Source organism: Komagataeibacter ossonobensis (assembly GCF_057359305.1).
In genome coordinates this window covers 1-25,976 of the sequence record NZ_JBXAYQ010000013.1, presented here as the reverse complement: position 1 = coordinate 25,976, position 25,976 = coordinate 1, and the positions used below count along the sequence as shown (strand labels likewise).

General features: G+C 61.5%; 28 protein-coding genes and 1 riboswitch. Of the genes, 11 read left to right on the top strand and 17 right to left on the bottom strand.

All coding sequences use genetic code 11. The features are described from left to right. Positions 1 to 150: 150 nt before the first annotated feature. The 3 genes from hmuQ to AC1RQ9_RS09405 form a co-directional block, all read right to left on the bottom strand. A complete protein-coding gene (gene hmuQ / locus AC1RQ9_RS09415) occupies positions 151 to 465 on the bottom strand; it encodes a heme-degrading protein HmuQ (RefSeq protein ID WP_010515802.1) in 315 nt (104 codons plus the stop codon). Positions 466 to 500: 35 nt separating this feature from the next. Continuing rightward, complete coding sequence (locus tag AC1RQ9_RS09410) at positions 501 to 1,262, bottom strand: SDR family NAD(P)-dependent oxidoreductase (RefSeq protein ID WP_485986636.1); 762 nt, start codon at positions 1,260 to 1,262, stop codon at positions 501 to 503. Between the two features lie 100 nt (positions 1,263 to 1,362). Continuing rightward, positions 1,363 to 1,719: a YidB family protein gene (locus tag AC1RQ9_RS09405; RefSeq protein ID WP_227672660.1), complete on the bottom strand. Its 357-nt coding sequence runs from the start codon at positions 1,717 to 1,719 to the stop codon at positions 1,363 to 1,365. Between the two features lie 246 nt (positions 1,720 to 1,965). Between AC1RQ9_RS09405 and AC1RQ9_RS09400 the strand changes: the two genes are divergently transcribed. The 3 genes from AC1RQ9_RS09400 (at position 1,966) to AC1RQ9_RS09390 (ending at position 4,706) form a co-directional block, all read left to right on the top strand. Then, positions 1,966 to 2,286, top strand: coding sequence for a hypothetical protein (locus AC1RQ9_RS09400; RefSeq protein WP_485986634.1), 321 nt, complete (start codon positions 1,966 to 1,968; stop codon positions 2,284 to 2,286). Positions 2,287 to 2,387: 101 nt separating this feature from the next. Continuing rightward, entirely contained in the window at positions 2,388 to 3,788 is a 1,401-nt protein-coding gene (locus AC1RQ9_RS09395) for a cryptochrome/photolyase family protein (RefSeq protein ID WP_485986632.1), read from the top strand. Positions 3,789 to 4,070: 282 nt separating this feature from the next. Further along, entirely contained in the window at positions 4,071 to 4,706 is a 636-nt protein-coding gene (locus AC1RQ9_RS09390; RefSeq protein WP_485986631.1) for a hypothetical protein, read from the top strand. A gap of 279 nt (positions 4,707 to 4,985) precedes the next feature. Here the strand turns inward: AC1RQ9_RS09390 and AC1RQ9_RS09385 are convergent, their stop codons facing one another. From AC1RQ9_RS09385 to AC1RQ9_RS09375, 3 genes are all read right to left on the bottom strand, one after another. Next, positions 4,986 to 5,177: a hypothetical protein gene (locus tag AC1RQ9_RS09385; protein WP_485986629.1), complete on the bottom strand. Its 192-nt coding sequence runs from the start codon at positions 5,175 to 5,177 to the stop codon at positions 4,986 to 4,988. A gap of 105 nt (positions 5,178 to 5,282) precedes the next feature. Then, positions 5,283 to 5,927: a glutaredoxin 2 gene (grxB, locus tag AC1RQ9_RS09380; RefSeq protein WP_485986627.1), complete on the bottom strand. Its 645-nt coding sequence runs from the start codon at positions 5,925 to 5,927 to the stop codon at positions 5,283 to 5,285. 7 nt (positions 5,928 to 5,934) lie between these two features. Beyond that, positions 5,935 to 6,123, bottom strand: coding sequence for a YqaE/Pmp3 family membrane protein (locus AC1RQ9_RS09375; RefSeq protein ID WP_193732967.1), 189 nt, complete (start codon positions 6,121 to 6,123; stop codon positions 5,935 to 5,937). A gap of 283 nt (positions 6,124 to 6,406) precedes the next feature. Between AC1RQ9_RS09375 and petA the strand changes: the two genes are divergently transcribed. After that, positions 6,407 to 7,042 carry a ubiquinol-cytochrome c reductase iron-sulfur subunit gene (gene petA / locus AC1RQ9_RS09370; RefSeq protein WP_193732966.1) on the top strand — a complete coding sequence of 212 codons (636 nt, stop codon included), beginning with the start codon at positions 6,407 to 6,409 and terminating at the stop codon, positions 7,040 to 7,042. Between the two features lie 9 nt (positions 7,043 to 7,051). On the opposite strand, the gene AC1RQ9_RS09365 is transcribed toward petA, so the two are convergent. Both AC1RQ9_RS09365 and AC1RQ9_RS09360 read right to left on the bottom strand, forming a co-directional pair. Continuing rightward, positions 7,052 to 8,170, bottom strand: coding sequence for an L-dopachrome tautomerase-related protein (locus AC1RQ9_RS09365; RefSeq protein WP_485986625.1), 1,119 nt, complete (start codon positions 8,168 to 8,170; stop codon positions 7,052 to 7,054). A 92-nt stretch (positions 8,171 to 8,262) separates the two neighbouring features. Then, positions 8,263 to 8,799 carry a DUF1269 domain-containing protein gene (locus AC1RQ9_RS09360; protein ID WP_193732964.1) on the bottom strand — a complete coding sequence of 179 codons (537 nt, stop codon included), beginning with the start codon at positions 8,797 to 8,799 and terminating at the stop codon, positions 8,263 to 8,265. Positions 8,800 to 9,070: 271 nt separating this feature from the next. On the opposite strand from AC1RQ9_RS09360, the gene AC1RQ9_RS09355 reads away from it, so the two are divergent. Next, positions 9,071 to 9,409, top strand: a complete 339-nt coding sequence (locus tag AC1RQ9_RS09355) for a hypothetical protein (RefSeq protein ID WP_010510624.1) — start codon at positions 9,071 to 9,073, stop codon at positions 9,407 to 9,409. Between the two features lie 169 nt (positions 9,410 to 9,578). On the opposite strand, the gene AC1RQ9_RS09350 is transcribed toward AC1RQ9_RS09355, so the two are convergent. Beyond that, positions 9,579 to 10,430 (bottom strand): acid phosphatase, encoded by an 852-nt coding sequence (locus AC1RQ9_RS09350; RefSeq protein WP_485986623.1) that lies wholly within the window; start codon positions 10,428 to 10,430, stop codon positions 9,579 to 9,581. Positions 10,431 to 10,587: 157 nt separating this feature from the next. Between AC1RQ9_RS09350 and AC1RQ9_RS09345 the strand changes: the two genes are divergently transcribed. Then, the gene (locus AC1RQ9_RS09345) at positions 10,588 to 10,797 is read left to right on the top strand and encodes a hypothetical protein (RefSeq protein WP_010510628.1); all 210 of its coding nucleotides are present in this window, start codon (positions 10,588 to 10,590) and stop codon (positions 10,795 to 10,797) included. Positions 10,798 to 10,869: 72 nt separating this feature from the next. Here the strand turns inward: AC1RQ9_RS09345 and AC1RQ9_RS09340 are convergent, their stop codons facing one another. From AC1RQ9_RS09340 to AC1RQ9_RS09330, 3 genes are all read right to left on the bottom strand, one after another. Then, positions 10,870 to 12,894: an AAA family ATPase gene (locus tag AC1RQ9_RS09340; protein WP_485986680.1), complete on the bottom strand. Its 2,025-nt coding sequence runs from the start codon at positions 12,892 to 12,894 to the stop codon at positions 10,870 to 10,872. A 160-nt stretch (positions 12,895 to 13,054) separates the two neighbouring features. Further along, positions 13,055 to 14,050 (bottom strand): hypothetical protein, encoded by a 996-nt coding sequence (locus AC1RQ9_RS09335; protein WP_485986622.1) that lies wholly within the window; start codon positions 14,048 to 14,050, stop codon positions 13,055 to 13,057. A gap of 287 nt (positions 14,051 to 14,337) precedes the next feature. After that, a complete protein-coding gene (locus AC1RQ9_RS09330) occupies positions 14,338 to 15,264 on the bottom strand; it encodes a glucosamine inositolphosphorylceramide transferase family protein (protein ID WP_485986620.1) in 927 nt (308 codons plus the stop codon). Between the two features lie 57 nt (positions 15,265 to 15,321). On the opposite strand from AC1RQ9_RS09330, the gene AC1RQ9_RS09325 reads away from it, so the two are divergent. Both AC1RQ9_RS09325 and AC1RQ9_RS09320 read left to right on the top strand, forming a co-directional pair. Further along, on the top strand, positions 15,322 to 15,960 hold the full coding sequence (locus AC1RQ9_RS09325; RefSeq protein ID WP_485986618.1) for a 3-methyl-2-oxobutanoate hydroxymethyltransferase: 639 nt from the start codon (positions 15,322 to 15,324) through the stop codon (positions 15,958 to 15,960). Continuing rightward, positions 15,924 to 17,324, top strand: a complete 1,401-nt coding sequence (locus AC1RQ9_RS09320; protein ID WP_485986616.1) for an MFS transporter — start codon at positions 15,924 to 15,926, stop codon at positions 17,322 to 17,324. Before AC1RQ9_RS09325 ends, AC1RQ9_RS09320 begins: the two co-directional genes overlap by 37 nt. On the opposite strand, the gene AC1RQ9_RS09315 is transcribed toward AC1RQ9_RS09320, so the two are convergent. Further along, positions 17,273 to 19,609 carry a TonB-dependent receptor gene (locus AC1RQ9_RS09315; protein WP_485986614.1) on the bottom strand — a complete coding sequence of 779 codons (2,337 nt, stop codon included), beginning with the start codon at positions 19,607 to 19,609 and terminating at the stop codon, positions 17,273 to 17,275. The genes AC1RQ9_RS09320 and AC1RQ9_RS09315 overlap by 52 nt on opposite strands. 173 nt (positions 19,610 to 19,782) lie before the next feature. On the opposite strand from AC1RQ9_RS09315, the gene phoU reads away from it, so the two are divergent. Both phoU and AC1RQ9_RS09305 read left to right on the top strand, forming a co-directional pair. Continuing rightward, the gene (gene phoU, locus AC1RQ9_RS09310; RefSeq protein WP_193732954.1) at positions 19,783 to 20,487 is read left to right on the top strand and encodes a phosphate signaling complex protein PhoU; all 705 of its coding nucleotides are present in this window, start codon (positions 19,783 to 19,785) and stop codon (positions 20,485 to 20,487) included. Between the two features lie 5 nt (positions 20,488 to 20,492). Continuing rightward, positions 20,493 to 21,221: a response regulator gene (locus tag AC1RQ9_RS09305; protein WP_193732953.1), complete on the top strand. Its 729-nt coding sequence runs from the start codon at positions 20,493 to 20,495 to the stop codon at positions 21,219 to 21,221. Between the two features lie 148 nt (positions 21,222 to 21,369). Here the strand turns inward: AC1RQ9_RS09305 and AC1RQ9_RS09300 are convergent, their stop codons facing one another. The 4 genes from AC1RQ9_RS09300 to AC1RQ9_RS09285 all read right to left on the bottom strand — a co-directional run bounded on the left by AC1RQ9_RS09300 (position 21,370) and on the right by AC1RQ9_RS09285 (position 25,764). Further along, complete coding sequence (locus AC1RQ9_RS09300; protein ID WP_485986613.1) at positions 21,370 to 21,873, bottom strand: peptide deformylase; 504 nt, start codon at positions 21,871 to 21,873, stop codon at positions 21,370 to 21,372. Between the two features lie 23 nt (positions 21,874 to 21,896). Then, entirely contained in the window at positions 21,897 to 22,529 is a 633-nt protein-coding gene (locus tag AC1RQ9_RS09295) for a hypothetical protein (protein WP_485986612.1), read from the bottom strand. A 260-nt stretch (positions 22,530 to 22,789) separates the two neighbouring features. Further along, positions 22,790 to 24,427 carry a carbohydrate porin gene (locus AC1RQ9_RS09290; protein WP_485986610.1) on the bottom strand — a complete coding sequence of 546 codons (1,638 nt, stop codon included), beginning with the start codon at positions 24,425 to 24,427 and terminating at the stop codon, positions 22,790 to 22,792. Positions 24,428 to 24,571: 144 nt separating this feature from the next. Beyond that, a riboswitch (cobalamin riboswitch) is annotated at positions 24,572 to 24,797 on the bottom strand. Positions 24,798 to 24,816: 19 nt separating this feature from the next. Beyond that, on the bottom strand, positions 24,817 to 25,764 hold the full coding sequence (locus AC1RQ9_RS09285; protein WP_485986609.1) for a ribokinase: 948 nt from the start codon (positions 25,762 to 25,764) through the stop codon (positions 24,817 to 24,819). A 17-nt stretch (positions 25,765 to 25,781) separates the two neighbouring features. On the opposite strand from AC1RQ9_RS09285, the gene AC1RQ9_RS09280 reads away from it, so the two are divergent. Beyond that, positions 25,782 to 25,976: hypothetical protein (locus tag AC1RQ9_RS09280; RefSeq protein WP_485986607.1), on the top strand; the 195-nt coding region annotated here is incomplete at its 3' end.

Here is a 25,976-nt window from a genome sequence, read left to right as displayed (position 1 = left end):
GTGAATGAGCGACTGTTTAAAAAATACTTACTGACAAGTAAAAGTTTTTGGGTGCCGCCTTTTTTAAAAGGCGATGTTTCCTGAAGATTTTTTGAAAAAAGCGTCACCAAAAACTTCTATTTCTTTTCAGAAATTTCAAACGGTTTCTTATCAGTTTTCGATGTTCTGCAGGACTTCAAAACCCTCGAATACCGGGGGACCAGCCATAAGCGGCTTGCGGTTGCCCGCATGGGCGTGGGCGGCGCGGAACTGTTCGGACTGCGTCCAGCCAACAAAGGCCTCATACGATTCCCACACGGTGTGCGAGGCATAGAGGATGTAATCCTCATGCGTCGGGCCCTTGAGGAACTGGAAACTGACAAAGCCGGGCACGGTGCGCAGGTGGACTTCGCGTCCCAGCCAACGTTCACGGAATTCCTGCTCGTTTTCAGGCGGGATACGGAAACGGTTCATGGCAATGTACATGCTGTGCTTCTCCTGTTTCGGTAGCCGGACTGACCTTAGCGACCGCCGGACACCGTCATCACGCTTCCTGTCATATACGATGATGCGGGGGAAAGGAGAAAGGCCACCGCCTGCGCGATTTCATCCACATGCCCGACACGCCCCATGGGCACGACGGTTTCCGCCAGTTTAGCGGTTTCCGGTGGTACCATGTCTGTCGCGGTCAGGCCGGGGGCGACCGCGTTGACGCGTATGCCCTCACGCGCGACTTCATTGGCCAGGCCACGGGTAAAGGTCTCGACCGCAGCCTTGGTCGCGGCATAGGGCACCAGTCCCGGCAGGCCGCCCAGACGGGCGGCAACCGATGACAGGTTCACGATCGTCCCGCCCTTTCCGCCATGGCGGGTGGACATGCGGCGCACGGCCTCGCCCGCGGCCAGCATGGTGGCGCGGACATTGATGTTGAACAGGGTATCCAGCGTTTCGGCGGTCTGCTCATCAACGCGTACCTTCGTGCCGGTAATGCCCGCATTGTTGACCAGCCCCGCAAGCGGCCCGAGTTCGGCTGCGCGTTCGAACAGGGTAGGGATTTCTTCAGGCTTCGATATATCGGCGCGGATGGCCAGCGCGCGGCCGCCATTGGCCGTGATGGCGCGGGCCAGTTCCTCGGCCGGGGCGGCGTTGGTGGCATAATTGATGGCGACGGCATGGCCGTCACGTGCAAGCAGGCGGCTTATGGCGTGCCCGATACCCCGGCTGCCCCCCGTCACGATCACGACGCCGGATAATTGCGCGGGGGTGGAATTGACGCTGTTCATGAACCCGTCCTGCCTGCTGAATTGTCAGATGGCTGATCATAAGCCCACGGGCGGCCATGCAAACAGGAAACATGGCCACGCCGCAGGTCATGGACGTATATCAGCCATCCAGTCGTGACAGGTGGGGCAGCAGGTCGGACAGGCCCTTGATGGTGGCGTTGCGGGACAATCCCGTCTCGGCGGAGAAACGTTCGATGACCGGGGCGGGGATCAGCCGGGTCACCACACTTTCATCGGCCGGGGTATTGGTCGGGTGATTTTCCCACTGCGTGACCTGTGCCTCCAGCCCCGCCTTGCGCGCCCGGTCATACAGTTCGCGTCGTCCGGGGCTGCCGGCGTCTCCCATATAGGCAATGACCGCACTCATGAGGCCGGACGTATCGGTGCGTGCTCCCGTCAGCGTATCCGCAACCTTGTCCGCGGCATGTCCGATCTGGTCCGTTGCTGCATTGGCCATGGTGGTATGCTCCTTCATCAATTCAATGGTCAGGGATACTGGGGCCAACGAAGGACGGGCGCGATTTGTCCCATCACGGATTTATGAAGTCAGGGACAGGATAACGTGGGAACTTTTCCCGCCCTGCCCATTCATTCTTTCATGATGGCTGCACTGCATGGATGTATCTTGACTCAGGCGGCAAAGTGCAATGCGCTGGATGATATAACAAAAATTGCCATGTCATTTCCGAAGGGAGACAGCCCGATGCAATGCATTCCCGCCGTGCGCCGTTACGGAACGCAAGGCCTGATCTGGACAGTCCATTTTACCATGGCTTTCGTGCTGGCCAGTACCGGTGCGCATGCCGCAGGGCGCGAGGACCAGGCCAGTGCATGCAAGAATGATGTGTTCCGGCTATGCTTTCTTGACATTCCGAATGAAAAACTGATGACGGAATGCCTGGAAAGCAAGCTCAGCCAGCTTTCCCCCAAATGTCGCGCCATGTTCGAGGATGACGAGGCACAGGACGCGGAACACAAGCAGGAAGATGCCGCCGTGGCCCGGGAAGTCACCCCCACGCACTGAATGCGCGTTCGCACGGGGGGCATGTATTTGACGGGGCGGGGGCTTGTGTCCCACACAGGGCATCATGACTATGCATCAACCCGAGCGGAATACAGCCAACCATGTCTGACACCGCCCCGACCATCATGTGGTTCCGTGACGACCTGCGTCTTGGGGACAATCCCGCCCTGTGTGATGCCGTGTCCCGGGGGCCGGTGGTGTGCCTGTATGTCCATGATCCGGCTTTCCCCCTGGGCGGGGCCGAAAAATGGTGGCTGCATGGTGCGCTGTCGGCGTTGGACCATGACCTGCGCGCGCAGGGCGGCCGGTTATGCATCATGGCCGGGGATACGCATGAAAGCGTGCTGTGGCTGGCTGCACGGCTGGACGCGGGGGCGGTGGTATGGAACCGGCGCTATGGCCCCCATGGCCGGCAGGTGGATACGGACATGAAGGCGGCGTTGAAGGCACGTAGCGTTGAGGCGCACAGCCATCCCGGCAACATGCTGTATGAACCATGGCAGGTCCGGACGAAACAGGGCGCGCCCTTTCGTGTCTTCACGCCATGGTGGCGTGCCGTGCAGGCCAAGGGACCACCCCTGCCGCCACTGACCGCACCCGACCGGCCTGCTTTTGCCGTGGTTCCCCCTGCGGTCGGGGAATTTCTGCTGCAGCCTGCCGACCTTGCCCTGCTGCCAGTGCGACCGGACTGGGCACAGGGCCTGCGTGCGCAGTGGCAACCGGGGGAGGCGGCGGCCCATGCCCGGCTGGATGCCTTCATCGCAGAACAGATCCATGGCTATGCCACGCAGCGCGAACTGCCCGCGCAACCTGCCACGTCCGGGCTGTCGCCCTATCTGCGCTTTGGCCATGTCTCCCCCCGGCAGGTCTGGCACGCGGTGGATGCGTCGGGACCGGGCGACCAGGATAGTGCCTGTTTCCTGAGTGAGGTGGGATGGCGGGATTTTGCACATGCGACCCTGTTCGACTTTTCCGACATGGGTACCGGCAACCTGCGTCCTGAATACGACAACATGTCCTGGCGACATGATCCCACTGCCCTGCGGGCCTGGCAGAAGGGAAAAACCGGCTATCCCATCATTGATGCGGGCATGCGTGAGTTATGGCACACGGGCTGGATGCATAATCGCGTGCGGATGGTCGTGGCGTCGTTCCTGACCAAGCACCTGCTGATTGACTGGCGTGTAGGCGAGGCATGGTTTGCCGATACGCTGGTGGACGCGGACGGCGCAAGCAACCCCTTCAACTGGCAGTGGGTTGCCGGGTGCGGACTGGATGCAGCCCCCTATTTCCGGATATTCAATCCCGTCGCACAGGGGGAGAAATTCGATCCCGCTGGTGATTATGTCCGGAAATGGGTGCCAGAAATCGCCCATCTGCCCAATAAATACATCCATGCGCCCTGGAAGACCGGACCATCCGCCCCCCCAGACTATCCCGCGCCCATTGTTGACCTTGCCGGGGGACGCGCGCGCGCGCTTGCAGCATGGAAAGCCTTATGAAATCTGGCAGATCCCATGCGTCTGCCTTATATGGGTTCAGGTCGTTCAGCAATTTCCATACCGTGTATTCAGGTCCGTACTGGCCCATGATTTGGTAAAAAATTATGTAAATTAAATACAATATGAAACATGCTGAAGGTTTTTGAATTTATATTAATGACTTATTGTTTGAAGTGCATGAAATTTTAATTCTGATTTTTTTCACAAAGCATATCAGCAGAAAATTATTCGGCATCTTTCCTGCAGGGGGAGGCATGCGGATGTGACAGGGGATAATATTACATGGGCAGGCGGTACGGTTCTGCAACAGCTGTTTCATACGGCGAGGGGCAGGTCATCTTTGGCGCGGGTCATTTTGACATGACCACGATCCGGTTGGCCCTGGCCCGGTCCCGTCGGGAAAACAGTCAGCCGCACCCCGACCACCTGCGGTCCATTCTTGCCTGTTCCGGTGCATGGCTGAGCCTGAACCTGTCTGAACTGCATGGATGGAACCAGGGGCTTTTTTGCCTTGATGGCGGGACGATCGTTTTCAACCATGCCATTTCGGATGCCGTGACCATCCTGCCGGTCGAGATACGGCCCGGTGGCGGCAGCCTGATATTCAGTGATGCGACAAAACGGCCTGGAATCCTGCTGATCCACCTGACATGCCCCCGTCAATCCCATGACAGTGTGCAACTGGTGTTCCGGAACTGTGCCCGGCAGTTTGCCTGTTATGATCCCATGACGGACATGACCCTTGTCGGGCTTGTGCCAGATGGCGAGGAATCTGATGGCTGGATAGCCGTGCGCCTGAATGGCAACCCGTGGCGGATTGGTCATCCGGTTGCGTCCGAAGGTACCCGCGCACCCATTCTGAAGCGTGAATGGCAGGCAGGGGAACACGATACGGTTATCCTGCGGCTGCCAGCCTGAGTGCCGGCCGGGAACAAATCACGAAAAAGGGAAGACTCTGCATTTTCATGACCTGAGTCCCAAAACGTCAACAGACTTATCCACAGCCCTTCAAGGCAAATTCAGGCTTGCGAATCTGGATTCGTGTTGCGGCAAAGAGACAATAAATGGCTATTTTCCGCCATGAGAGCGATTCCCCTGCTTTCCTTTCCGGCCACTTTATGCAAGTGGCTGCGGGACTCGGAACAGGTCAGGCCAAAAAAATCCACACCTGACCGGTCTGTTTATGCGCTCCCGCCATCAGGCGTCCCTGTCATGTTCCATATGGGGATAGGTAGCGCAGCACAGATCAAACTCCCCCTGGAGTTCGACAGGGAATTTTTCATTGCAGACCATATCGAAACGGGCATGCAGCGACCGTCGGATCCAGACCTCGAACGGTGTGGAACGGCGGCGTTCATACGGCTGTCCGGTTTCATATAATTCTGACATGGAGTGTCTCCCTGTCTGCCCATGGTGTCATGCGGAGGAAACGGTCAGGACGGCCTGACAGTTGCCATGCATTTCCATGTCTCCATATGATCCATGCGTAACCGTTCAGGCCGCCATGTGATCCAGTAAGGGAATGCCGGTAGCCTGTGACATGTGCTGGCAATATGCCCGCACCGGCATGGGCCAGTCGAGTCCCGCCACGATCGTCAGGCTGCGCAGGTGGGCAAACAGGTGAATGTCATCGGTGGACAACGTGCCGTTGACCGCATCGGGGCGCTGGATCAGGCTGGCAAGCCGGGCAAGGTGAACATTCATGCTGGCCAGCAGGGTAGCACTTTCAGCCAGGCACGTGCTGAAGGGGCCGATCATGGCTTCCTTGTTCCCGATAAAATACAGCCGTGCGCCAGTCGTTGCGAATTCCGCAAAGGGGGCCGCGGCAAACCGGGGCAGGGCCAGGCGGATGAAGGCAGGCTGCGTGTCCTGTATCCACTGGCCTGTTTCCGGGCGCGTTGGTCCGGTCAGCAGGGGGCGGCCATCCATGGCGTCGACATGGGCGACGATATCCATGCTTTCGCCCATAAAGTGCCCGTCGGTTTCCAGTATGGGCACCATCTTGCGCCCGATCATCCGGGTTGGCGTGCTGACATCATCATTAAGCAGCACGACATCGGTGACCGGCAGGTGCTTGAGCCCGAAAATGATCCGGGCCTTCACGCAGAACGGGCAATGGTCGTAGATATAAAGTTTCATGCAGGTTTCACGACCGTCGCAGGGATGCGATCTTGCGATCGGTCTTGTACTGGCTCAGCGCATAGACCGACCAGATCGCAGCCGGAATCCATCCGATCACGGTCACCTGCAGGACAAGGCAGATGATGCCGGCAATGGGGCGGCCAATTGTAAAGAACTGCAGCCACGGCAGCAGGAGGGCAAGGATAAGCCGCATGATTGATCTCCACATGCATGCCCGATTGGGCAGGACAGGGCATAATCTAGCGTGAATTGCCACCCGGCACAGCCCCGATACCGGTTCGTGCAGCATTATGAAATACACGCCCCGCATCCGTGTATGTACGGCTGTGCCGCATGGCCCCGCGCGGCCGGGCCATCACAGCCAGGGAACGGTGCTTTCCCGCCCCTGGCCGCGTCTTTTTGTGCTGATGGATAAGGGTGTATCCAGATACGGTATGCCCTTTCTTTTGGAACGGGTTCGCGATAAAAACACTCTGATGGAAAACGCGTCGGATACACAACCGGCACCCGGTGGGCGTCGGAATTTCCTTGGGCTTGTCACCACCGCCACGGCTGCCGCTGGTGCGGGCGCATGCCTGTGGCCCTTCCTGCAAAGCCTTGCCCCGCGCGACAGTGCGGCAGCCCATCTGCCGGTTGATGTGGATATATCCGCCCTGCCACCGGGACAGCAGATTGTCGTGACATGGCAGGGCAAGCCGGTTTTCATTACCCATCGCACGCCCGAATCCCTCGCGGCCCTGCAGGATGCCGCCCTGACCGGACGGCTGCGTGACGGGCAGTCCAATGACCGGCAGCAGCCGGCCTATGCCAAAAACTGGCACCGTTCGCTGGACCCGCGCTATGGCGTGGTGGTGGGTATCTGCACCCATCTGGGCTGTGTGCCAGCCTATAAACCCCTGCCCGAAGGGCAGGGCGGCGGCAACTGGCCGGGTGGTTATGCGTGCCCCTGCCATGGATCGAAATTCGACCTCGCCGGGCGTGTGTTCCGTGGTGCCCCTGCCCCATATAACCTGCCGGTGCCGCCCTACAGCATGCCATCGCCCACCGTTATCCGTCTGGGTGAAAACCCGGCGGGACAGGATTTCGATTTCGCCGGTATCCAGCAGCTCTGACCCCGTGGCCTAGCGCACGGGTTTCAGGTGCAGGTCCATGGTATAGATTGCAACCGGCAAATGCAGGCGTGAGATCCCATCGGGCTGGAACGTCGCGGTCCGGTCAAGCTGCACGGCGGGTATCCACAGCACGCCATGGCTGTCGATCCACATGGCGTCGGCCCAGACCAGTCGCCTGTCATGGATCAGCGTGGTGGTTTTTCCCTGTGGCGTAATGCGCAGGATACTTAACCTGTTCACATCCGACACATACAGGTTGCCATCCCCGTCAATGGCTGTTCCGCCCGTCGTTGGCGTGTCATGGAACAGCGTTACGGCATGGGACAGGTCGGCAGCCGACAGGGCCGGGTTTTCCAGCGCCGCCGTGGGCGCCACCCACATCGGGCCGGAACTGGGCTGGAAATACAGTTTCTGCCCGTCCGGGGAGACTTCAAGCTGGTCGGCATGGATGCGCACCTGCTGGCCATGGGCTATCAGCATGCGGCCTTCGGCATACATCGGGCGGTCATCGGTGGTGGAACGGTCATGCGCCAGCACCCGCCGCTGCACCCCGGTGGACAGGTTGACCACCACCAGCGCCGGATCCCCCGCATCGGTTACGAAAACCGTATCCCCATGGAAACGGATGTCATCCATATAACTGTGTGGTGTGCTGGCCGCCCGTAGTGAAAGGGCATGCACCACCTGTCCGGTCATGATGTCAAACGCCAGAAGGCGCGCCGGTGCACCATTTTGGGGACCGGGTGGGCCGCCCACGTTCGCATCCCCTGAATCCACAACCCATAACAGCCCGTCCGGCCCGATGCGCAGGGCATTGATACGCACGAAGGGCTGCAGGTCGCCCTTTGTCCCGTCGGGATGGTTCCAGCGTGCATCAGGGAAGGCGTGGGGCTGGCCGCCTGCATCGATTTCGGCAACGGTGGGACCGCTGCCACCCCCACCCCAATAGGGAAAAGAGATGAAGGTGCGCCCGTTATCGGCGACGGCCACGGCGTTCAGGACACGGTCGGATGTCCATTGCACATGCAGCCTATGTGCCTGTGCCGGACCATGCCATGTGACAGAGGCCGGAATGGCCAGAAAGAGTGACAGGAACACGCGGTGCAGGCGCTTACGGGTGGTTGGCATGCAGCCAGCATATCATTACGCGATGTGACCGGTCATCACGGCTGTGTGTGGGCAGGGTCCCACATGCCATGGGCAGCATGCGGGACAGGCATTCAGGCCGCCGGGGCAGGGGCTGCCATCTGGCCCAGGGCTGCGCGCAGCTTGTTTTCGTTTTCCGGGGAAAGCGATGTCTGCAGCACGCGGGCATGGCCCTTGAACTCACGCAGGTCGGCCAGAACCTTGTCGGGCTGGGACTTGCGCACCAGAATGAACAGCGCGGACGTGTTGGCCGGGATGGTGGCGCCCAGTGACTTGATGAAATTGTCATCAATGCCGTAGTCGGACATCTTGCCTGCGATCGCGCCCGCACCGGCACCAACGATGCTGCCCGCGACAAAACCCGCCAGCGGGTTCAGGCACAGCAGGCCAACCAGCGCGCCCCAGAAGCCGCCCGAGAACAGACCGTACGAGGCACCGACCTTTTCCAGGTTGACGCTCTGCTGCAGGTGCAGCTTGCCATCAGCGGTGCGGATGACGACAACCGCGTCCTCCAGGTCCAGCAGGTATTCCTTTTCCAGCTTCTTGCATTCGGTCAGGGCAGCCGTGGCTTCGTCCTGGCTGTCAAAACCGATAACGATCAGATCGGACATGGGATACTCCATTTCATGTTTCCGCCCCCGGATGGTGGGGATGGATGGTCACCATGATATTACATGGATATATCCTTCATGCCGTGGCGGTTTTTAGGCATGGATGCCCCCGGTGGGGTGCAGGTCTGGCCCGGTTGCGGGCACGGGCCGGGCACCCCATCTGCCATGAAGCGTGTCATGACGGATATGGTGGCGAACCGTCCCCTGTCCTATGTGTTTGTCCGTATGTCGCGGTGTCACGCACCCATGTATCGCAAGGAGAGACAAGCCGATGTCCCGTTTCATGAACGATGATGACCGTCCCGACAATGCAGGCGAAGGCAAGCATGGTACCGCGCGCAGGCTGGCGGAAGCTGGGCTGAAGGCCGAGCGTGCAGGCGATCAGGCCCGTGCCGATGAACTGTTTGATGAAGCCGAGCGCACTGACCCCGAGGCGCTGGAAAATGTGCTGATGGAAAATCCCGCCCCCCGTCGCCGCGTGTCAGGGCGCGGATTTGGCGATGACGCCGCTGTCGCCCGCATGAGCCGCACGGTGGAGCCGGATGCCGATTCCCCGTCACGTGCCGGGATTACGGATGATGGCAGCGGCGCGGATTCCGAACGTCGGTAAAGACGACCCCGAACAGGTTTTTCCACCTGGTCCTTAAATGATGAAGGTTTTCGGGTGCCGCCTTTTTTCGAAAAGGCGGGGTTCTTCAAAGCTTCCTGAAAAAAGCGTCGCCAGAAACGTCCTTATGCTTGCAGGCTGTTTTTTTGGATCTGACGTTTCAAACAGCCCCTTACTGGGGCGGATGGGCCGCGGCGTCCGCCTCAACCGCACATTCTTCCGCAGGCGGCGCGGACATGGTCGGGTGCAGGGCCACGACCTCCGCCCGGGCCGCGTCCATCTCCTGACGGAAGCCCTCATCCTGTTCCATGGCGGAATACAGCACGCCGCCATTCAGCCATGCGGCCGTCACGTCGCTCTGCCACTGTACGCCACAAACGACCCGGCTTTCCCCGAAAACCCGAGCACGCTGCATGATCCATGCCGTCCGGTCAGGCAGGATGTCAGACAGGATCAGTCCCGTAACCCAGCCCAGCGTGGCATGGAGCGAAGGATAGGATGGATCCTGCCGCAGGCTGGCTCGCAGCGGGATGCAGGTCGACAGTTCCGCTTCGGTAAAGGGACGGGGACGGTTCCACAGCATTTTCTGGGCATTGACCGCAGGTGTCAGGCGATGTTCGATCCGTGTTACCAAGCCTACAAGTTCAGGCAGGTGATCCGGCGGCAGGGTGAAACCGGCAGCACAGGAAAAGGCCGAAACCATGTGGGCGGGCGTATCACGATTATCCGCCTGTGCCAGTTTCCATCGCGGCGTGCCCTCCAGCACGCGGGTCGCGGCATAAATGCTGGCATCCGCCGCGCGCTGCGCCGTGTCCGGGCCGGGCGGGGGTGGCAGGAAAATCTGCCCGTCCGGCAGGGGTGGACCCGCAGGGACGGTATCGGCCGTCTGGGCCGCATGGTGATGCACGGCGGCTGTACCATGGTGGTGGGGATGTGCGCTGGCCTGAACGGATACCGTCGCCATCAGGGTCATCATGGTACAGATGGCAAGGCCACCCGGCATGGCACAACGGTCAAGACGCATCTGTTTCCTGTCAGTTTACCTGTTGACCGCAATCCACGGCCCTACCATGCGCATAGCATGGGTACAGGGGCTGGCAAATCCTGTTGCGGGACAGGTGCTGCTTCTGCGCTGCCGCGTTTTATGGCATGCTGGCGCCAAAGCCCGGAGGCACGCAACAATGAACCGCAGAAACCAGATATGGCCCACCACGGTCAGCCCCGTACGCATCGGCCTGTGTGTCGTTGGCCTGACGCTGGTGGTGGTCCAGTTTTTTCATGGCCTGCACATAAGCCCCGATTCCATGCCGGGACAGGTCATGTTTCACATCGCCATGCTGGCGCTGGGTGCGATCATATTCGTTGTTGGCATGTGGGGACCGTCGCTGTAGGCGCGCGGGTTACTTCCCGAACACTTCGCGAAACGCCGCCTTTCTGGAAAAGACGGCATGGCGCGCCGCATGTCAGGACATGAACCCGATGCGCCGGTTGCCGTCCCGCCCCGCCGTTTCCGCCTGAAGGCGCCCAAGCAGTTCATCGGGTGTCGGGTCTTCATCCAGCAGGCGCGCACGACGCAGCACTAGTGCGAAATCGGATGGAACCAGCGTATGGATGTGACGCAGCCCCGCGGGTGCATCCTTCCCGAAGAAGCGGCGGAAGGCATGTGCCGCCTGGTCTGGCGTCAGGTAGCCAAAGCGCGCGCGGAACAGGAAGCGCCGCATGCTGGCCGGGTCCAGCTTTTCCACAAGGTTGGTGGTGCAGGCAAATGGCAGCGGATGATGTTCCATCCATGTCAGCATTTCGTTGACCTGGCTGATTTCCCATGACCGCTCCGCCGAACGGCGATCGCCCAGCAGGCTGTCGGCTTCGTCAATGATCAGGAAGGCCCCGCTGTCGCAGGCTTCGGCAAAGGCGGCGGCGATCTGCTGCTCGCTCTGGCCCACATACTTGTCCAGCAGGTCGGAGGCGCGTTTCTGCAACACCGGCATGTCCATCCGTTCCGCCAGATGGCGGGCATACGCACTCTTGCCCGAACCCGGCGGTCCCGACAGCAGCAGCGAGACCGCACGCGGCGCGCCGGGACGCGCCAGCCGCGTGGTCAGGGCCTGCAGGTCACAGTCCGCATTGATCAGGGTTGAATCGTAATCCGTCACATCGGGTTGTGACGGCATGGGCATCTGCCCGCCCGCAGCAGCCCGGGCAATGCCGGTCGCGATCATGCTGGCCATGGCGGAATCGCCCCCTGCCAGATGGGTGGAGCGCAGCGCATTGCGGAAAATGGCCGGTGCCGCCGGAATGGCACGGGCCAGGTCGGCGGCATCCGTGGGCGCAAGGGCGACCTTTTCCTCACGCGCCATGTCCTGCCACAGGCGTGTGCGCACGCCGATGCCGGGCTGGCGCACCTCGATGCACAGCGCCATGCGCCGCGCAATCGCGGGGCCAAGGGTATCAAGATCGTTGGCCGTCCAGATGACCGGCGTGCCACCCTGTTCCAGCAACCGGTGAAAGAACACGCGGCTGTAGGATTGTGGCGGGTCGAACAGGCTGGCGGTGAACAAGTCCTCCGCCTCGTCAAACAGCAGGATGGATTCCGTGTTGCGCAGCAGCCGCGTGCTGCACCGCAGGTCGGCCAGCCGTTCGTGGCGGGATGGTTCATCGCCCGCGCTATCGGCCTCGCCCACGGGGTACAGGGTCGCACCGATATGCCGGGCAAGGGTCGCGGCAAATTCGGTCTTGCCCGTGCCCGGCGGGCCATACAGCAGGATATTGATGCCGGTTGCATGCTGTTTGACCGCGGCCTTCAGCAGCTTTGCCGCGATTTCCGCCTGCTGGCCCAGATGGGCGAAGGCATCCCACGGCAGGGTCGCATCCCGGGGCTGGCCCAGCAGCAGGGAGCGGATATCCCCCACCACGCTGGCCCGGCGGTTCATCAGCGCCATGAGCCGGGGCAGCAGGGTAATGTCCCCGTCCTCATCAACGGTCATGAGACCACTCATGCGCAGTTGCCCATCAGGGGCAAGGGCGGTGGCGATCGCGTCTTCCTCCTGGCCCAGCAGCAGGTGAAGCAGGGGGATGTCCTCGCACAGGAATGGCCCGCGTGAACGGTTTTCACACAGGTCATCCCACAACTGTTCGAAATGACCATTCAGGCGGTAGCACATGGCCAGGCCAAGCACCTCGCTTGCGACCCGGCCCAGACCCGTCGCCTGGCTCAGTTCCTCCAGCCAGGCATCCACGTATCCCCGGTCGCCCGCATGCTGTGCGCGTGCTTCTTCCAGCGCGTGGCCAAGGCGCTTCCATTCCGTGGCGGTGGGCGGATTTTCCCCATCATGGCGGGGGGCGGCGGGCAGTTCCTTGTCCTGCAGGTCAAGGTCGGGCTGGGCCTGCACCACGCAGCGCACCAGCGCGCCCGCGTCACGCGACCCGCGATGGATCGAACCATGCAGCACGCACAGCATTTCCAGCAGGCGACGTGTCTCGCCCCGCACACGTGATGAGCGGGGCTGTACGGTCCTGCGGCGTGCTGCCGGTCGTCTGCTTCTGGCTAGCGCCATATATAGGGTCTCCTGCTACTCCTGTCTGAATATAGGTATTGCAGGGGCGGATGTCGTGGGGGGAGGGCGATGTTTTCTCCCTCCCCCCGCCGCATCAGTTGCCGCCCGACAGGGCGAACCCGGTTTCAACCTGATCCAGCATGGCTTCCAGCTCGGCATGGCGCAGCGGATCGGTGCCGGTGGTGACATGGCCACGGGCGCGTTTTTTCAGGCTGCCGACGATTCGGGGACTGACGGCCCGGTCGGTCCCGTGGCGCAGCATGTCGGCAATGCTGGTCCCGCGTTCATGGGCCACCTGCATTACCGAAAACGCCATGTGGTTGACGATGTTCTCGAACTCGAAACGGCCAAAGCGGGAATGACAGCGACTGAGCTGGTCCAGCGCCGTGGCATAGCGTTCCACCGGGTTGGCCTGCGTGGCCGTACGGAAATGCTGGGTATGGTAGCGCCCGGCCTGTATGTGTTCCTCCCGCGCCAGATCCCATTCACCAATGGCGGTGCATTCCGTCTCGATCAGGCAGTGCAGGGCGCGGGCGTTCAGGCAGGATGCGACAAAATCCGCATGGGTAATGTCGTTCCATTCCAGCTTCTGCCCCGCACGCTGCATGGCAAAGCGGAAACCCCGGTGGCCATCAATGCCATACACGATGGTGGTGTTGCCCCGGCACAGCGGGTCGGTGCCGGTTACCATGATGTGACCGCTATCGGCACGGTGCATGTAATGCTGCCATGTCATGACATCGAGCAGCGTATCATCATCCACGAACCGGTCGGTATGACGGCGGACGTGTTTCATGAAGCTGGTAGCCTGCAGGCCGGTCACCGCATGCGGTGAAAAATCGACCTGCCACCATACGCATGCCCGCATCAGGTGGAATGCAAGCGCATCGCGCAGTTCCGCGAGTGCGGCATGTTCGGTGGCCAGGCTGTCCACCTGTGCATCGCACAGGGCCTTGACGGTCCTGAAGCGGTTGGCAAGCATGTCCAGCTGCCGCGCCACCGGCTGCCATGGGTCAAAATAGCTGACCAGGCTTTCGGGGCGGGAATGCTGCAGATGCCAGGCAGCCGGGGCGGTACGTGGTTCACGCATCGGGCGGTCCTTGAAGTATCTGGGGCTGGAAGGATCGGTGTCGGTTAAAGGGCCGATCATGCCGGGGGTGCCGACATGATACGGATCCATGCGCCACGATGGGATGGGGGCGGGTCACATGGGCTATGGCACTGGCCCGGTTATCGGGACTGGGTGTTATCTGCCTGTTCGTTGCATGCCATATTGATGTATATCATAAGCATGTTATGTGATAATGGTAATTAATATCACATTAAATCCAAGACAGGTTTCCCTACCCTGTCATGAATATGTTTCTTTCAGTTTGATCAGTAACGCAGCGTACGGCGGGTAAGTTCACGCGCCATGCGGTGAATGTCCACGCCCGCCCGCCTGATGACCGAGCGACTGGTGTGCTTGGCATCCACCAGCGTCACGGGACCGGCAGCCGACAGGGTATGCAGCCCGTCGGTCGCAGGTTGCCACGCGGCTGGCGCCGACAGGGGGGGGAGCGGGTGTGCCGCAAAATTGCGGGTGGTCAGGGTGGTGATGACCAGCGGGGTGATCGCGCCGCCATAGGTATGGGCACAGTCCTGCGTGGGCAGGATGATCGTTCCGTCACCCATCGCCACGGGTGTTCCGCCGGGCCGCGCGCTGTGTATGTCGCGCCGCACCGGGTTGCCGGGATGGGGGTGCCATGGCCCGGTCAGGCTGTCGGCCCATGCAACATGCAGGGTATCGACACGCGGGCGTTCCAGTTCATGCCACGGGGTATAGAACAACCACCACCTGCCGTCATGGAACAGGGGGGAGGCATCGATCATCGGGCCGGGAAAGGCGCAGCCTTCCACCTCTTTCCAGCAATAGGGGAAATCGGTCGCGCGGTACAGCCGCTGCATGCCGCTTTTGCCTGATTCCGGCATCATCAGGAACGAACCGTCCCGATCGCGCAGGATGACGGGATAGGACAGGTGCCATGGCTCCACCAGTACGGGGGCGTGGGCCGTGACGTTCAGGGTGCGGTCAAGGATGAAGACATCGATGCGCCCGACCTTCACGCGGTAATCATAGGCTTCGGCAAAAAGATACAGCCTGTCCTCGTGCCAGATGCCGAAAGGGTCGGCAATGAAACGGAAGGGGCCGGGATCGGGCAGCCATGTGACCGGCATATCCGCCAGCGTGCCCGCGCGCAGTATGTCGGGCATGGACCGGTGGAGAAGTCCCGTCTGCCATATATCGGTCCGGCCCAATCCCATTTACGCGGTTCCCGTTGCTGTCTGGCGGCTGATTTGCCAACACGGATATGCTGCAATATGCCTGATGCCATCGTAACAGATGGTCAGGTCAGGGGAATAGCAAGCATGGGCCATGGGGAACAGCCCCGGCGGCGGACCATTGGGGATGTGGGCAAGGGGGACGTATCGTTCAGGTCGTACCAGCAGTCGCCCGCGCAGGCTTTCGGCAATGCCGCGCGCATCATGGCGGAAACCCGCTGTGACGTGGTCAAGCTGGAAGGCGGGGCGGAAATGGCCGATACCGCGCGCTTCCTGTGCCTACGTGGCACTCCGGTATGCGGGCATGTGGGGCTGATGCCGCAGGCCGTCAACACGGCAGGTGGCTTGTGCACGCAGGGCCGCGAGGATGTCCGTGCCATTGCCGATGCATTCGCCATCGTGCTGGAGGGGACGGTGGAACCTGTCTCACGCGAGATCACAACGGGTCTGCCCATCCCCGTCATGGGTACTGGCGCATCGTCCGCCTGTGACGGGCAGGTGCCGGGGGCGTTTGACGCATTCGCGCCACGCTTTGTCCGCCGGTATGTCAATCGGTATTCCAATGTGGGCGGCGTGATTGATGACGTCGCCGCACGATATGCGCATGATGTACGGATGCGTGTGTTTCCGGGACCCGAAGAATGTTTTGGCGTGCGCGGCACGATCCTGCCGGGATGATGCCCGCCCGCCCGCCCATGCCACCCGCATCCCGTATCGGACTGGCGGAGGTCATGGCATTTGGCGCGGGTGACATGGGGTTCAACATCATCTGGGGGCTGATGCTCAGCTACCTTGCGTATTTCTATACCGAAATCTGCCTGCTGCCGGTGCAGATGGTGGGGTTCATGCTCATGGCCGCGCGCGCGGCCAGCTTGGTGACCGACCCGGCGGTGGGGATCTGGATTGACCGCAGGCCGGCGGGGCGGCAGGCACTGCCCCTGCTGCGTGGCGGGATCGTGCCGTTCATGGTGCTGGTGGCGCTGGCCTTCATGCCCCTGCCGCATGGGTGGCCGATGGTCGTGCGCGGCACATGCGCCACCATCGGGTACATGGCGCTGTGTGTGGCGTATGGCGTGGTCAATACCGCCTATGGCGCCATGACCAGCCTGATTTCGTCCGATCATGACATGCGCCTGCGTCTTGCCACCAGCCGGATGGTGGGGGCGACGCTGGGCAGCCTGCTGGTCAGTATTGCGACATTGCCCATGGTGGACTGGCTGGGTCATGGCGACCGGCAGGCGGGGTTCGCCCTGTTCATGGTCGTGGTGGCGTGTGCGGTGGGCGGATTGCTGTGGCTGCCGTCGCGGTTCTGCCATGAACGGGTCGCGACCGACAGTGGTGACATGACGGTGCGCGCACGCATTGCCGGGCTGCTGGCCAACCGGGGCTGGCGGCGGCTGACAGGGGCGATGCTGCTGACCATGCTGGGCAGTACCTTCCTGTTCGGTGCGCTGGTCTATGACGTGCGCTATGTCCTGCATGACAGTGACCATATGGCCGGCTGGCTGCTGGGCACCATCAGCCTGATGGTGCTGGTGGGCTGTTGCATGTCGCTTCCGCTGGCGGCGCGATGGGGCGCGGCCCCGGTCATGCGCGGTGGCACGCTGGCGGCGGGGGGCGTGCTGCTGGTGGCGTACGCGCTGCCCGCGCGGGTGGAGGTGACTGGCGTGTCGCTGGCGCTGTTCGGCCTGTGTGTCGGGATCTGCAACCCGGTCTGTTTTACCCTGCTGGCGCATTGCATGGATGGCGGCGACGGATTTTCGGGCCTGCATACGGTGGGGCTGGCATGGGCGCTGAATTCCACCGCATCAAAAATGGCATTTGATGTGGGTGGCAGCCTGCTGGCGGGTGTGCTGGCGGTATCGGGTCTGGTCAGTGGCGTGGGCGTGCAGTCTGTCCATGCACAGGCGGGGATTCATGCCGGCTTCCTGCTGGTGCCTGCCGTGCTGTACCTGTTGGCCGGTGGGGTCGTGCTGCGGTATTTCGTCCGTCAGAACCCGGTGGAGGCGGTAAACAGCACCGCAAGCCCGCCGCCCACGTAATATTGCGGGCCGTCGGCTCTGGTCAGGGTGGGGGTGGCGACACCGGACAGGTAATGCTGGTTGGTGATATTATTGAAATTCATCCGGAATTCTGGATGGGACAGGAAAGCATGGTCATCCATGCGGTACCCGATGGCCAGGTTGCCGGTGGTATGGTCGGGCATGCGTTCATCATTCATGAATGTTGAGTACTGCCGTCCCGTGTAATGGACGGAGGCCATGCCGAATATGTGCCCGTCATCATAACTCAGCCCGGCGGAGGCCTGCAGTCTCGGGCTTTCCACTGCCGTCTTGCCCCGCGTCGCCAGCATGCCGCTGCTGGAGGGGATGTCACTGTCAATGGTGGCGTGCAGGTATTCCCCCGACAGATAGGGCGCGAAATGGTGCCATGGCCTCATGCCGATTTCCACATCCACCCCGCGTGAGGTCTGGCCACCGCCATTGATGGTGGATTCCACCTGCCCGATCTGGGTCTGGATTTCACGGTTGGTGAAGTCATAGTTGAACAGCGTCAGGCTGCCGATGATTAGGTCGCCATTGTAGCGGTAGCCCAGTTCCTCCGACACGGAATATTCGTTCTTCAGCTGTGTGGCGATCCCACTGGCGGTCACCCCGCCAAACAGCGCGGTTTCATCGGGCGTGCGGAAATTGGTCGTGGTGTTGAAAAAAACCATGTGCCGCGGGCTTATGCGGTAACGGATCGCGATGCGTGGCAGCGGGGTGGCGGAATTGCTGCCTGCCGCCGTCTGCACGTTATCCGACGTGGTGGTGCCATGGCGGTCCAGCATGACTTCCTTGAACCCGACATCCACCATCAGGCGGTGGTTCAGGAAATGCATCCGGTCACCAATATAGAGTGCGTTGGTCTGGGAAATCATGTGGTAACTGCCCGCATCCACCTGTTGCCCATCGGGCTGCAGCAGGGTGCGGCTTATGCGGTCCACCCATATGTCGGCGGCCGTACCCTGCGCATTGACGGACGTGAAGGGCTGGTGCTCGCTGTCATCGGAATAGTCGTACCAGTACCCGAACACCAGGTCATGGTTGCCAAGCTGCCAGTCCAGTGTCGCGTTGAAGCCGGAACGGTAGCTGGTCTGGGTCCAGTTCGCGCGGACCACGGCGTTTTCATCGCAGCTACCCGTGCCGCTGCACAGACCGCTGTCACCCATGGTCGTACCGCTGGGGTCGTTGCCGTAGCTCCACTGTGCATACGGCGTGACCTTCAGGTGCAAATTGTCCGCCAGTGTGAAGCGCGCCGGGGCCGCGAGATAGGCAATGCGCTCGGGCTGCCGGTACAGTGCCCAGTAATCCGTGCCGCCCGCCGCATCATTGGGGTTGTAGGTGGCGGCAAGGTTGTTGGCCGCCCCATGTGGTCCCTGTGCCTGCCAGTCCGCCTTGTCCACCGGCGGGTAGTAGCTGGCGACCATCGTATTCCATGTCCCGATCAGGGAGACCCGGTTGCCCGCCCCCCATTCGCGCAGGAATTTGAAATCGATGTGCTGGCGTTCATCATGGCCCGGCCCGCGCCAGTTATCGGTATAGCCATGGGAATAGGACACGAAGCCGCGCAGGCCGGTATGCCCGATCTGCCCGGTTTCCAGCCGCAAAAACTGCCGGTTGGTGTTGTATGACCCGTACGAGACATCCGCATAGCCCCCGGCCTTCATGGCGGGATCGCGAAAGGACATGTCCATCAGTCCCCCCGCCGCGTTCAGGACGGGGGCATCAAGGTCGGCCGATCCCTGCTGCAGGGAGACACTCTGGTAATTTTCCGTATCCGCGAACTGCCCCGGATAGCCGTTGTAATAGGCGATATCATTAAGCGGCATGCCCTCCAGGATGTAACCAAGCGAATCCCCACTCAGTCCCCGCACCGTGATGTTGGTCTGGGGCGAAAACCCCAGCGCGTCGGAGGAGGAGACATTGGCCCCAGGCAGCAGGCTGACCATGTCGAACGCCGTCGCACTGGGCGCCTGCTTGCGCATGAAATCGGTGCCGATGGTGCTGACGGATTTCGGCGCGTCTTCCACCCGGATCAGGCCGCCGCCGGGCTGGGTGCCCACCACGTGCTGGCTGGTCACGGTCATGGTTTCCGTGGGTACTGCGGGAAGATGCGCGGGCGTGGTGGTCCGTGTCGTGGCGGGTGTTGTGGCAGGCGTGTTGTCATTCCCCGACGCCATGCCCGGCCCCATGCCCAGCATCGTGCCCAGTGCTACGGTCAGCATCCGCCGGCAGGAAACGGGGGCCGGATCAGGCAGGATTGGGGGGCGAGGGGCACGGGGCATGGAACGTTCCTGAAGAAATCTTTTTATTTCATTATTTTGGGCCATCCCCATGGGGTATGACATCGTCTTGAACAAATTCGGGACGGATATATTATATCCGTGTGACGTATCATACGCCCTGTTATCGGGCATATCCCGTATAATTGTGCGGGCAGGCAGGAAGGTTCTCGCGGGTGGGACAGGAATCGGCACATATCGTCAGCAGTTATGAACAGGAACTGGAACAGCTTCGTTCCATGATGGCGCGGATGGGCGGACTGGTTGAACAGCAGACATCGCAGGCTGTCGCCGCCATTGCCGACCGTGATGAAAACGCCGCCGGTGTCGCAGCCGATCTCGATCCGCAGGTCGATAAGCTGGAACGCGATGTGGAGGCGATGGTCATCCGCATCCTTGCCCTGCGTTCCCCCGTGGCGGGCGACCTGCGTGAAGTGGTCTCCGCACTCAAGATCACGGGTGATATGGAACGCATTGGTGACTGCGCCGCTTCCATCGCGCGCCGGTCGCTGCGTACGGAACTGGTGACGGCGCGCATCTCGCTCAGCGGCCTGCGTGGCATGGGGCGGCTGGTGCAGGACAACCTGCGCCGCGCGATCGACGCCATGAGCCAGCGCAACGCTGATCTGGCCCGTGAAGTCTGGCAGTCCGACACGGCGGTGGACGAACTGTATAACGCCATGTTCCGCGAACTGGTTACCTACATGATGGAAGATCCGCGCAATATCGGGCCGTGCACGCACCTGCTGTTCATCGCCAAGAACCTTGAACGGATTGGCGACCATGCCACCAATATCGCCGAACGCGTCTATTACACCGCGACGGGTGAGATCCTGCCGGTTGTCCGTCCCCGTGGCGGGTTTTCAGGACAGGGGGGTTAACGTCCTTGCTTGAAGATCGCCCGCTGCGCATCCTTGTCGCAGAAGATGACCCTGCCCTGTCGGTCATGCTGTCTTACAACCTTGAGGCGGCAGGCCACCTTGTCATGCCGGTGGATAACGGTCTGGACGCCCTGCGTGAGGTGAGCGAGTGGAAGCCCGACCTTGTCCTGCTGGACTGGATGATGCCGGGCCTGTCCGGGGTTGACCTGTGCCGCAGGCTGCGCATGGCAACAGCCACGCGGTACCTGCCGATCATCATGCTGACCGCGCGCGGCGAGGAACAGGATTCCGTCCACGCGCTGGATACCGGGGCGGATGATTATCTGGTCAAGCCGTGCGGAATGGATGTGCTACATGCGCGCGTACGCGCCGTCATGCGGCGTAGCGCGGGGCGGGCGGCCGCCCCTGCGGCGGCACAGGCCGAGGACGTGCTGACCTTTGCCGACATAACGCTGGATCATGCCGGGCGCAGGGTCAGCCGTGCGGGGACACCGCTTGCCCTTGGGCCGACGGAATACCGTATCCTGCTGCACCTGCTGCGCAATCCGCGCCGGGTGTTTTCGCGCGCCGAAATACTGGCTGCCGCGTGGGATGACCGTATCCATGTGGAAGAACGTACGGTGGATGTCCACATCCGCAGGCTGCGCCTTGCGCTGAACGCCACGGGTGGGGCGGACCTGATCCGCACCGTGCGTTCCAGTGGTTATATGTTGGATGATGGCAAGGTGGCCTGACGGGCCGCCATTGATAAGAGACTGTTTGAAAACAACCAATTGATAAAAAACAATAAAAGTTTTTGGGTGCTGCCTTTTTTCAAAAAGGCGGCGTTCTTTTGAAGCTTTTGCAAAAAGCTTCACCAAAAACTTTCTATGATTTTTTAAGTTATCTGCTGTCGCGTCCCAGCTTGGCATAACGCTTCAACGCCCGTTCGCGCCGCAGGCGTGACAGGCGTTTCAGCCAGAAAATGCCGTTGATCTGGTCGATTTCATGTTGCAGGCAGGTGGCCAGCAGGCCATCGGCGTCCTCTTCCACATCCTGACCGTCAGCGCGGGTATGGCGCACCTTTACCCGTGCGGGACGGGTGACGGGCGCGTGGATGCCGGGCATGGACACGCTACCTTCTTCCTGTGTGGATGTTTCCGCCGACTGCCAGATGATTTCGGGATTGGCATAGACATGCGGCCCATCCCCATCCGGCAGGTCAATCACCACCAGCCGTTGCGCAATGCCCACATGACACGCGGTGATCCCGATTCCCGGGGCCGCATGCATGGTCTCCAGCAGGTCGCGCGCCAGTTGCGCGGTTGCGGGTGCAGTCGCATCAACAGCTTCCGCCACCTGTTCCAGACAGGGATGGGGAAAGCGGACAATCGGCAGGATGGCCATGCAGGCTGGGTTCCGCTTTGCGATCAGTACAGGAAGGGACCGTTATCGTCCGCGTTCAGGTTGGTATAATACGGGATGTAGAAGTTCATGCCGAACGGGCTGTAGGTATGGTCCACGCCTGATACGGGACGCAGTGGCTTGACGTCATGGTCCGCCAGGCAGTCATACAGTGTCTCGCGCAGGTGTTCGGTGTCCTTGTCCGATTTCTGCGTGCCGTAGAACAGGTCATGCGCATAGGGTTTGCATGCCTGTGGCGTGTGTTCGTAATAGTCCGCGTACCGGTTCTGCTTGTTTTTTTCTATGTCCGCATCCGATATCCACTGGTGGCTGGCCGCACTGGTGCCCCAGATTTCCTTCCATCCCGTGCGCATGTGCGGCAGGCGGGCAACGGCGATGCCATCCTGCCGCGTGCCATCCTTGCGCACCAGACTGCCGTGGCAGGCCATGACCTGTATATGGTCGTTATAGATCGCGCTCTTGATCGTCCCGCCTTCGAAACCGACGGCCGAGGATGCATTGGGCGCGCCCTGGTTGGCAATGGCGACCACTGCGGATTCAACAGCAGGCTGCTGGCAGTAATTTACCATGGGACGGGGGGCGTGCTGCGCGCAGGCGGCCATACCAAGCGGAAGACATAAAGCAACAAGACGGCGCAACGGTTTTTTCCTTTTGCAATGCGGCACGGGATCCGGCCATGTGCCTATGTATTCAGGCGTATAGAAGGGGCCCGTTCCTCACAACAATGTAAATTTTCAATTCCGCCCTGTGCTTTTGTCTCCTCTTGTCCTTCCCGTAGCGGGAACGCGCGGATTATGGGCCGCGCATGCGAATAGCAGCAGTACCACTACCAGCAGGACGGGCGTCGTGCCCGGCCCGTGGCATGGCGTATCCGCATCGGCCGGAATATGCCCGCCCATCAGAATGTAATATTGCTGTGCAGGCCGAAGATCGCCTCATCGCCGGTGCGGCGGTAGGGGAAGGACGGGTCGGCGCCGCCGCCCGCGGGGTGCCAGACGTACTGGAAATCGGGCTGCATCACCAGCCACGGCGTGACCTGCGCCTGATAGGTCAGTTCAAGGTGGTTTTCATTGCCCTGCACCAGCGAATGGCTGTCGCGGTCAAACTGGCGCTGCCCCGAACTGGCGCGGCCAATGCCCCAGCCCAGGCCGATCGTGTCGTTGTCACGCCCCCTGAACGGGGCCTTCAGGTTCAGGCCCGCGTCGATGGCGAAGCTGATCATGTTGCGGTCGCCCCCATTACCCGTGGCGCGCACGAATACACCCAGCGAGCGCGGTGATGTCAGCGAGGGCCGCCAGATCATCTGGTCGATGATGCCATAGACCATCCAGTTGCCCCGGTCCCATCGCGGGGTCAGGTCGGCCTGTGTGGCACTGGCATTCAGCGTGGCCGCCCCCAGTGAACCGCCACGCTGGTTGTAGCGGTAGTCGGCGAACTTCGCGGTATCGTAATAGCCACCCAGCTTGTACACCCCCGGCAGGCCGGGGTTCCTGGTCACGTTGGACATGTCGGCAGGCTGGGGGTTGAGCGCGTATTGCAGTTCGGTGATCAGCAGCGCGCCGGTGCCCATGTTGAAATTCGTGCCGTTGGCGCCGTCATAGGTCTGGCTGGTGGGATCGGAACTGAAGCCGCTGTTCGATCCGGTGGCCTGCTGGATGGGCAGGGAGTTGTAGCGGTTGCCCGGCGGGTTGTCGTCGGCGGCTGCGAACATGAAGGTGAATTTCTCGCTGGGGCGGTAGCGGATGCGGATGGCGGGCGAGGACAGCGGCCATGACGGCCCGCCACCATACAAATTGACCGAAGGGGCCATGGGCCAGCCGAAATTGGCGTTCAGGTAAAGCGATGCGTAATCACTGACCAGGAATTCGGTATCCAGGTCCTGTTGCCCGATCTTCACGTCCAGCTTTCCCTTGAGGAAGGACTGCTGGTACCACAGTTCGAACAGGCGGGTGGAGCGGTCGGCCTCGAACCCGCTGATGGGGTTGAAGTTGTTCAGGTGATCCTGCGAGATCGAGCGCCCGCGCGTCTGCAGCGCGCTGACATTGAACAGCCCGCCCTTCAGCCCGAACAGCTTTTCGGTATCGATGGTCAGCGTCGGCATGGTGACGCCGTCATAGGCGGGGCCTGTGCCCGAACCCTGACCGTCGCCATTGGTGCTGGGCGTGCCGCCGGTGCCGTTGCCCCAGACCTCATCGACTTCCTGGATGTCGAAGGTGATGCCGTGTCTGTACAGCCACGGCCGCGCGCCCCACATGTTGCCCAGCAGGTTGCCGCTGGTGTCCAGCCTGTCCTCGCCGCCCGCGGCGACCGCGGCCTGTTCTTCCGTATCGGCCTGCGCGCGTTCGGAATCCCGCACCGTGGCCGGGTCGATCTGCTGGATCAACGGGGTGGAATTGCCCAGGCGGGCGCGATCCTGCGCGATCTGTGTCTGGGCCTGCGCATGGATGCTGATGCCTGTGATGCCGATCAGGCTGCAGGAGAGGAGAAGGGTACGCGTGCAGCCATGGCGTGCTGCAGGGGTGAAAAGGATTTTCATGAAAAACATCCCGTCAGGATGGGTCCGGCCATGAGGGTCCGGAAAAAGCGGCCCGTTGTAACGGGTTGCTGCTGGCGTGGGGGGACGGGATGTCAGCTGGTCTTGTACATGTCTCGTGTCCATCTCCGGTCAGCCCGCCCGGCGATATTGTTAAGGACAACGGCAGGTCTCCTGGCTTACGGGTCACTGCATTCCATCTCCCTTCCCGGCCGGGGCCAGTGGGTGCCGTGTGACGGCGCCAGATGAAGCACTCTCCGTTTACAGTTGCGGGTACAGCTGCCGACTTTACCCCCGGATGTGGCATCCCGCCGGGGTTTACGACATTCCCTTTTTCACCCGTTTGCACGGGACCGCTGACTTGTAATCCGGACTATAGCGTTTACAGTCCATTAGACAAGGTCGGCCGGGGGGTGCTGGTCCAGCAGGGCTGCGACTTCCCCCATGTCCGGTGCGGCCTGTGCAGCACCGGGGCGGGTGGTGGCCAATGCGCCGCAGGCAGCGGCAAAGCGCACGGCTTCCCCAATTGCCGCCCCGCGCGCCAGCGCGCAGGCCAGTCCTGCATTGAAACAGTCCCCTGCCGCCACCGTATCAACCGCCCGGACACGGAAGGGTGGGACGAACCCCTGCCCATCCGGTGCGGAATACGCCACGCCGCGATGCCCCAGCTTGATGATGGCCGTGCGTGTGCCGCGTGCGTGCAGGATGCGGGCCGCCTGCAGGGCAGTTGCTTCATCAGTGGGTTCGATACCCGTCAGGTCACGGGTCTCGCGTTCATTGGGGGTCAGGATATCCGTCAGCGCGTACAGATCTTCCGGCAGGCCATCCACGGGAACCGGTGCGGGGTCCAGCATGACCGGAATGGCGCGTGCGCGGGCCAGTCGGGCAATTGCCAGCACCAGTGCAGGGGGCATTTCCATCTGCATCATCACCAATGTTGCGTGATCCAGAACAGGGGCGAGAAGGGACGTGGCCTCTGCCCCGTGGCGCATGTTCGCCCCGCCATCGACAAGGATCTGGTTTTCGCCTGCGTGGTCGATGGTGATGAAGGCCCGGCCGGTGTCCGCCGCCGGGTCTTCCATAAGCCAGCGTGTATCGACACCTGCCTGTTCCAGCGTGGTGCGCGCCATATCCGCCAGCATGTCCTTGCCCGTCCAGCCCGCCAGCGCCACGTCCTGCTCCAGCTTCGCCACCGCGATCGCCTGATTGGCCCCCTTGCCGCCCAGCCCGGTAGTGGAGGAATGGACATGCAGCGTTTCACCCGGTCGCGCAAAACGGGCGACATGCACGACAAAATCGATATTGGTGCTGCCAATGACGGCAATATGGGGTGTAGGCATGGAGGAGACCTCGGGCAGTGAAAATGGGCACGCAAGGTGCATTTTACCACTCCGCCCCGCAATCATACAGGCACCCGGTCCTGAAGGTCATGGCTCATCATAAAGAAGTTTTTGGTGAAGCTCATTTCAAAAAGCTTCAAGGAACGCCGCCTTTTGGGGCCTGTTGGGAATTAACGCGAATTGATGATTGCGGCGGTGAGATAAATCATCGC

Bases quoted from the DNA above. Each gene is read 5' to 3' on its own strand.
- AC1RQ9_RS09300 (WP_485986613.1), bottom strand. From the start codon at position 21,873: ATGGCCATCCTGCCGATTGTCCGCTTTCCCCATCCCTGTCTGGAACAG.
- AC1RQ9_RS09325 (WP_485986618.1), top strand. From the start codon at position 15,322: ATGCCTGATGCCATCGTAACAGATGGTCAGGTCAGGGGAATAGCAAGC.
- AC1RQ9_RS09315 (WP_485986614.1), bottom strand. From the start codon at position 19,609: ATGCCCCGTGCCCCTCGCCCCCCAATCCTGCCTGATCCGGCCCCCGTT.
- AC1RQ9_RS09365 (WP_485986625.1), bottom strand. From the start codon at position 8,170: ATGCCAACCACCCGTAAGCGCCTGCACCGCGTGTTCCTGTCACTCTTT.
- petA (WP_193732966.1), top strand. From the start codon at position 6,407: ATGGAAAACGCGTCGGATACACAACCGGCACCCGGTGGGCGTCGGAAT.
- AC1RQ9_RS09390 (WP_485986631.1), top strand. From the start codon at position 4,071: ATGGGCAGGCGGTACGGTTCTGCAACAGCTGTTTCATACGGCGAGGGG.
- AC1RQ9_RS09355 (WP_010510624.1), top strand. From the start codon at position 9,071: ATGTCCCGTTTCATGAACGATGATGACCGTCCCGACAATGCAGGCGAA.
- grxB (WP_485986627.1), bottom strand. From the start codon at position 5,927: ATGAAACTTTATATCTACGACCATTGCCCGTTCTGCGTGAAGGCCCGG.
- hmuQ (WP_010515802.1), bottom strand. From the start codon at position 465: ATGTACATTGCCATGAACCGTTTCCGTATCCCGCCTGAAAACGAGCAG.
- AC1RQ9_RS09400 (WP_485986634.1), top strand. From the start codon at position 1,966: ATGCAATGCATTCCCGCCGTGCGCCGTTACGGAACGCAAGGCCTGATC.
- AC1RQ9_RS09290 (WP_485986610.1), bottom strand. From the start codon at position 24,427: ATGAAAATCCTTTTCACCCCTGCAGCACGCCATGGCTGCACGCGTACC.
- AC1RQ9_RS09385 (WP_485986629.1), bottom strand. From the start codon at position 5,177: ATGTCAGAATTATATGAAACCGGACAGCCGTATGAACGCCGCCGTTCC.
- AC1RQ9_RS09360 (WP_193732964.1), bottom strand. From the start codon at position 8,799: ATGTCCGATCTGATCGTTATCGGTTTTGACAGCCAGGACGAAGCCACG.
- AC1RQ9_RS09410 (WP_485986636.1), bottom strand. From the start codon at position 1,262: ATGAACAGCGTCAATTCCACCCCCGCGCAATTATCCGGCGTCGTGATC.
- AC1RQ9_RS09335 (WP_485986622.1), bottom strand. From the start codon at position 14,050: ATGCGTGAACCACGTACCGCCCCGGCTGCCTGGCATCTGCAGCATTCC.
- AC1RQ9_RS09395 (WP_485986632.1), top strand. From the start codon at position 2,388: ATGTCTGACACCGCCCCGACCATCATGTGGTTCCGTGACGACCTGCGT.
- AC1RQ9_RS09405 (WP_227672660.1), bottom strand. From the start codon at position 1,719: ATGGCCAATGCAGCAACGGACCAGATCGGACATGCCGCGGACAAGGTT.
- AC1RQ9_RS09285 (WP_485986609.1), bottom strand. From the start codon at position 25,764: ATGCCTACACCCCATATTGCCGTCATTGGCAGCACCAATATCGATTTT.
- AC1RQ9_RS09345 (WP_010510628.1), top strand. From the start codon at position 10,588: ATGAACCGCAGAAACCAGATATGGCCCACCACGGTCAGCCCCGTACGC.
- AC1RQ9_RS09350 (WP_485986623.1), bottom strand. From the start codon at position 10,430: ATGCGTCTTGACCGTTGTGCCATGCCGGGTGGCCTTGCCATCTGTACC.
- AC1RQ9_RS09320 (WP_485986616.1), top strand. From the start codon at position 15,924: ATGTTTTGGCGTGCGCGGCACGATCCTGCCGGGATGATGCCCGCCCGC.
- AC1RQ9_RS09330 (WP_485986620.1), bottom strand. From the start codon at position 15,264: ATGGGATTGGGCCGGACCGATATATGGCAGACGGGACTTCTCCACCGG.
- AC1RQ9_RS09375 (WP_193732967.1), bottom strand. From the start codon at position 6,123: ATGCGGCTTATCCTTGCCCTCCTGCTGCCGTGGCTGCAGTTCTTTACA.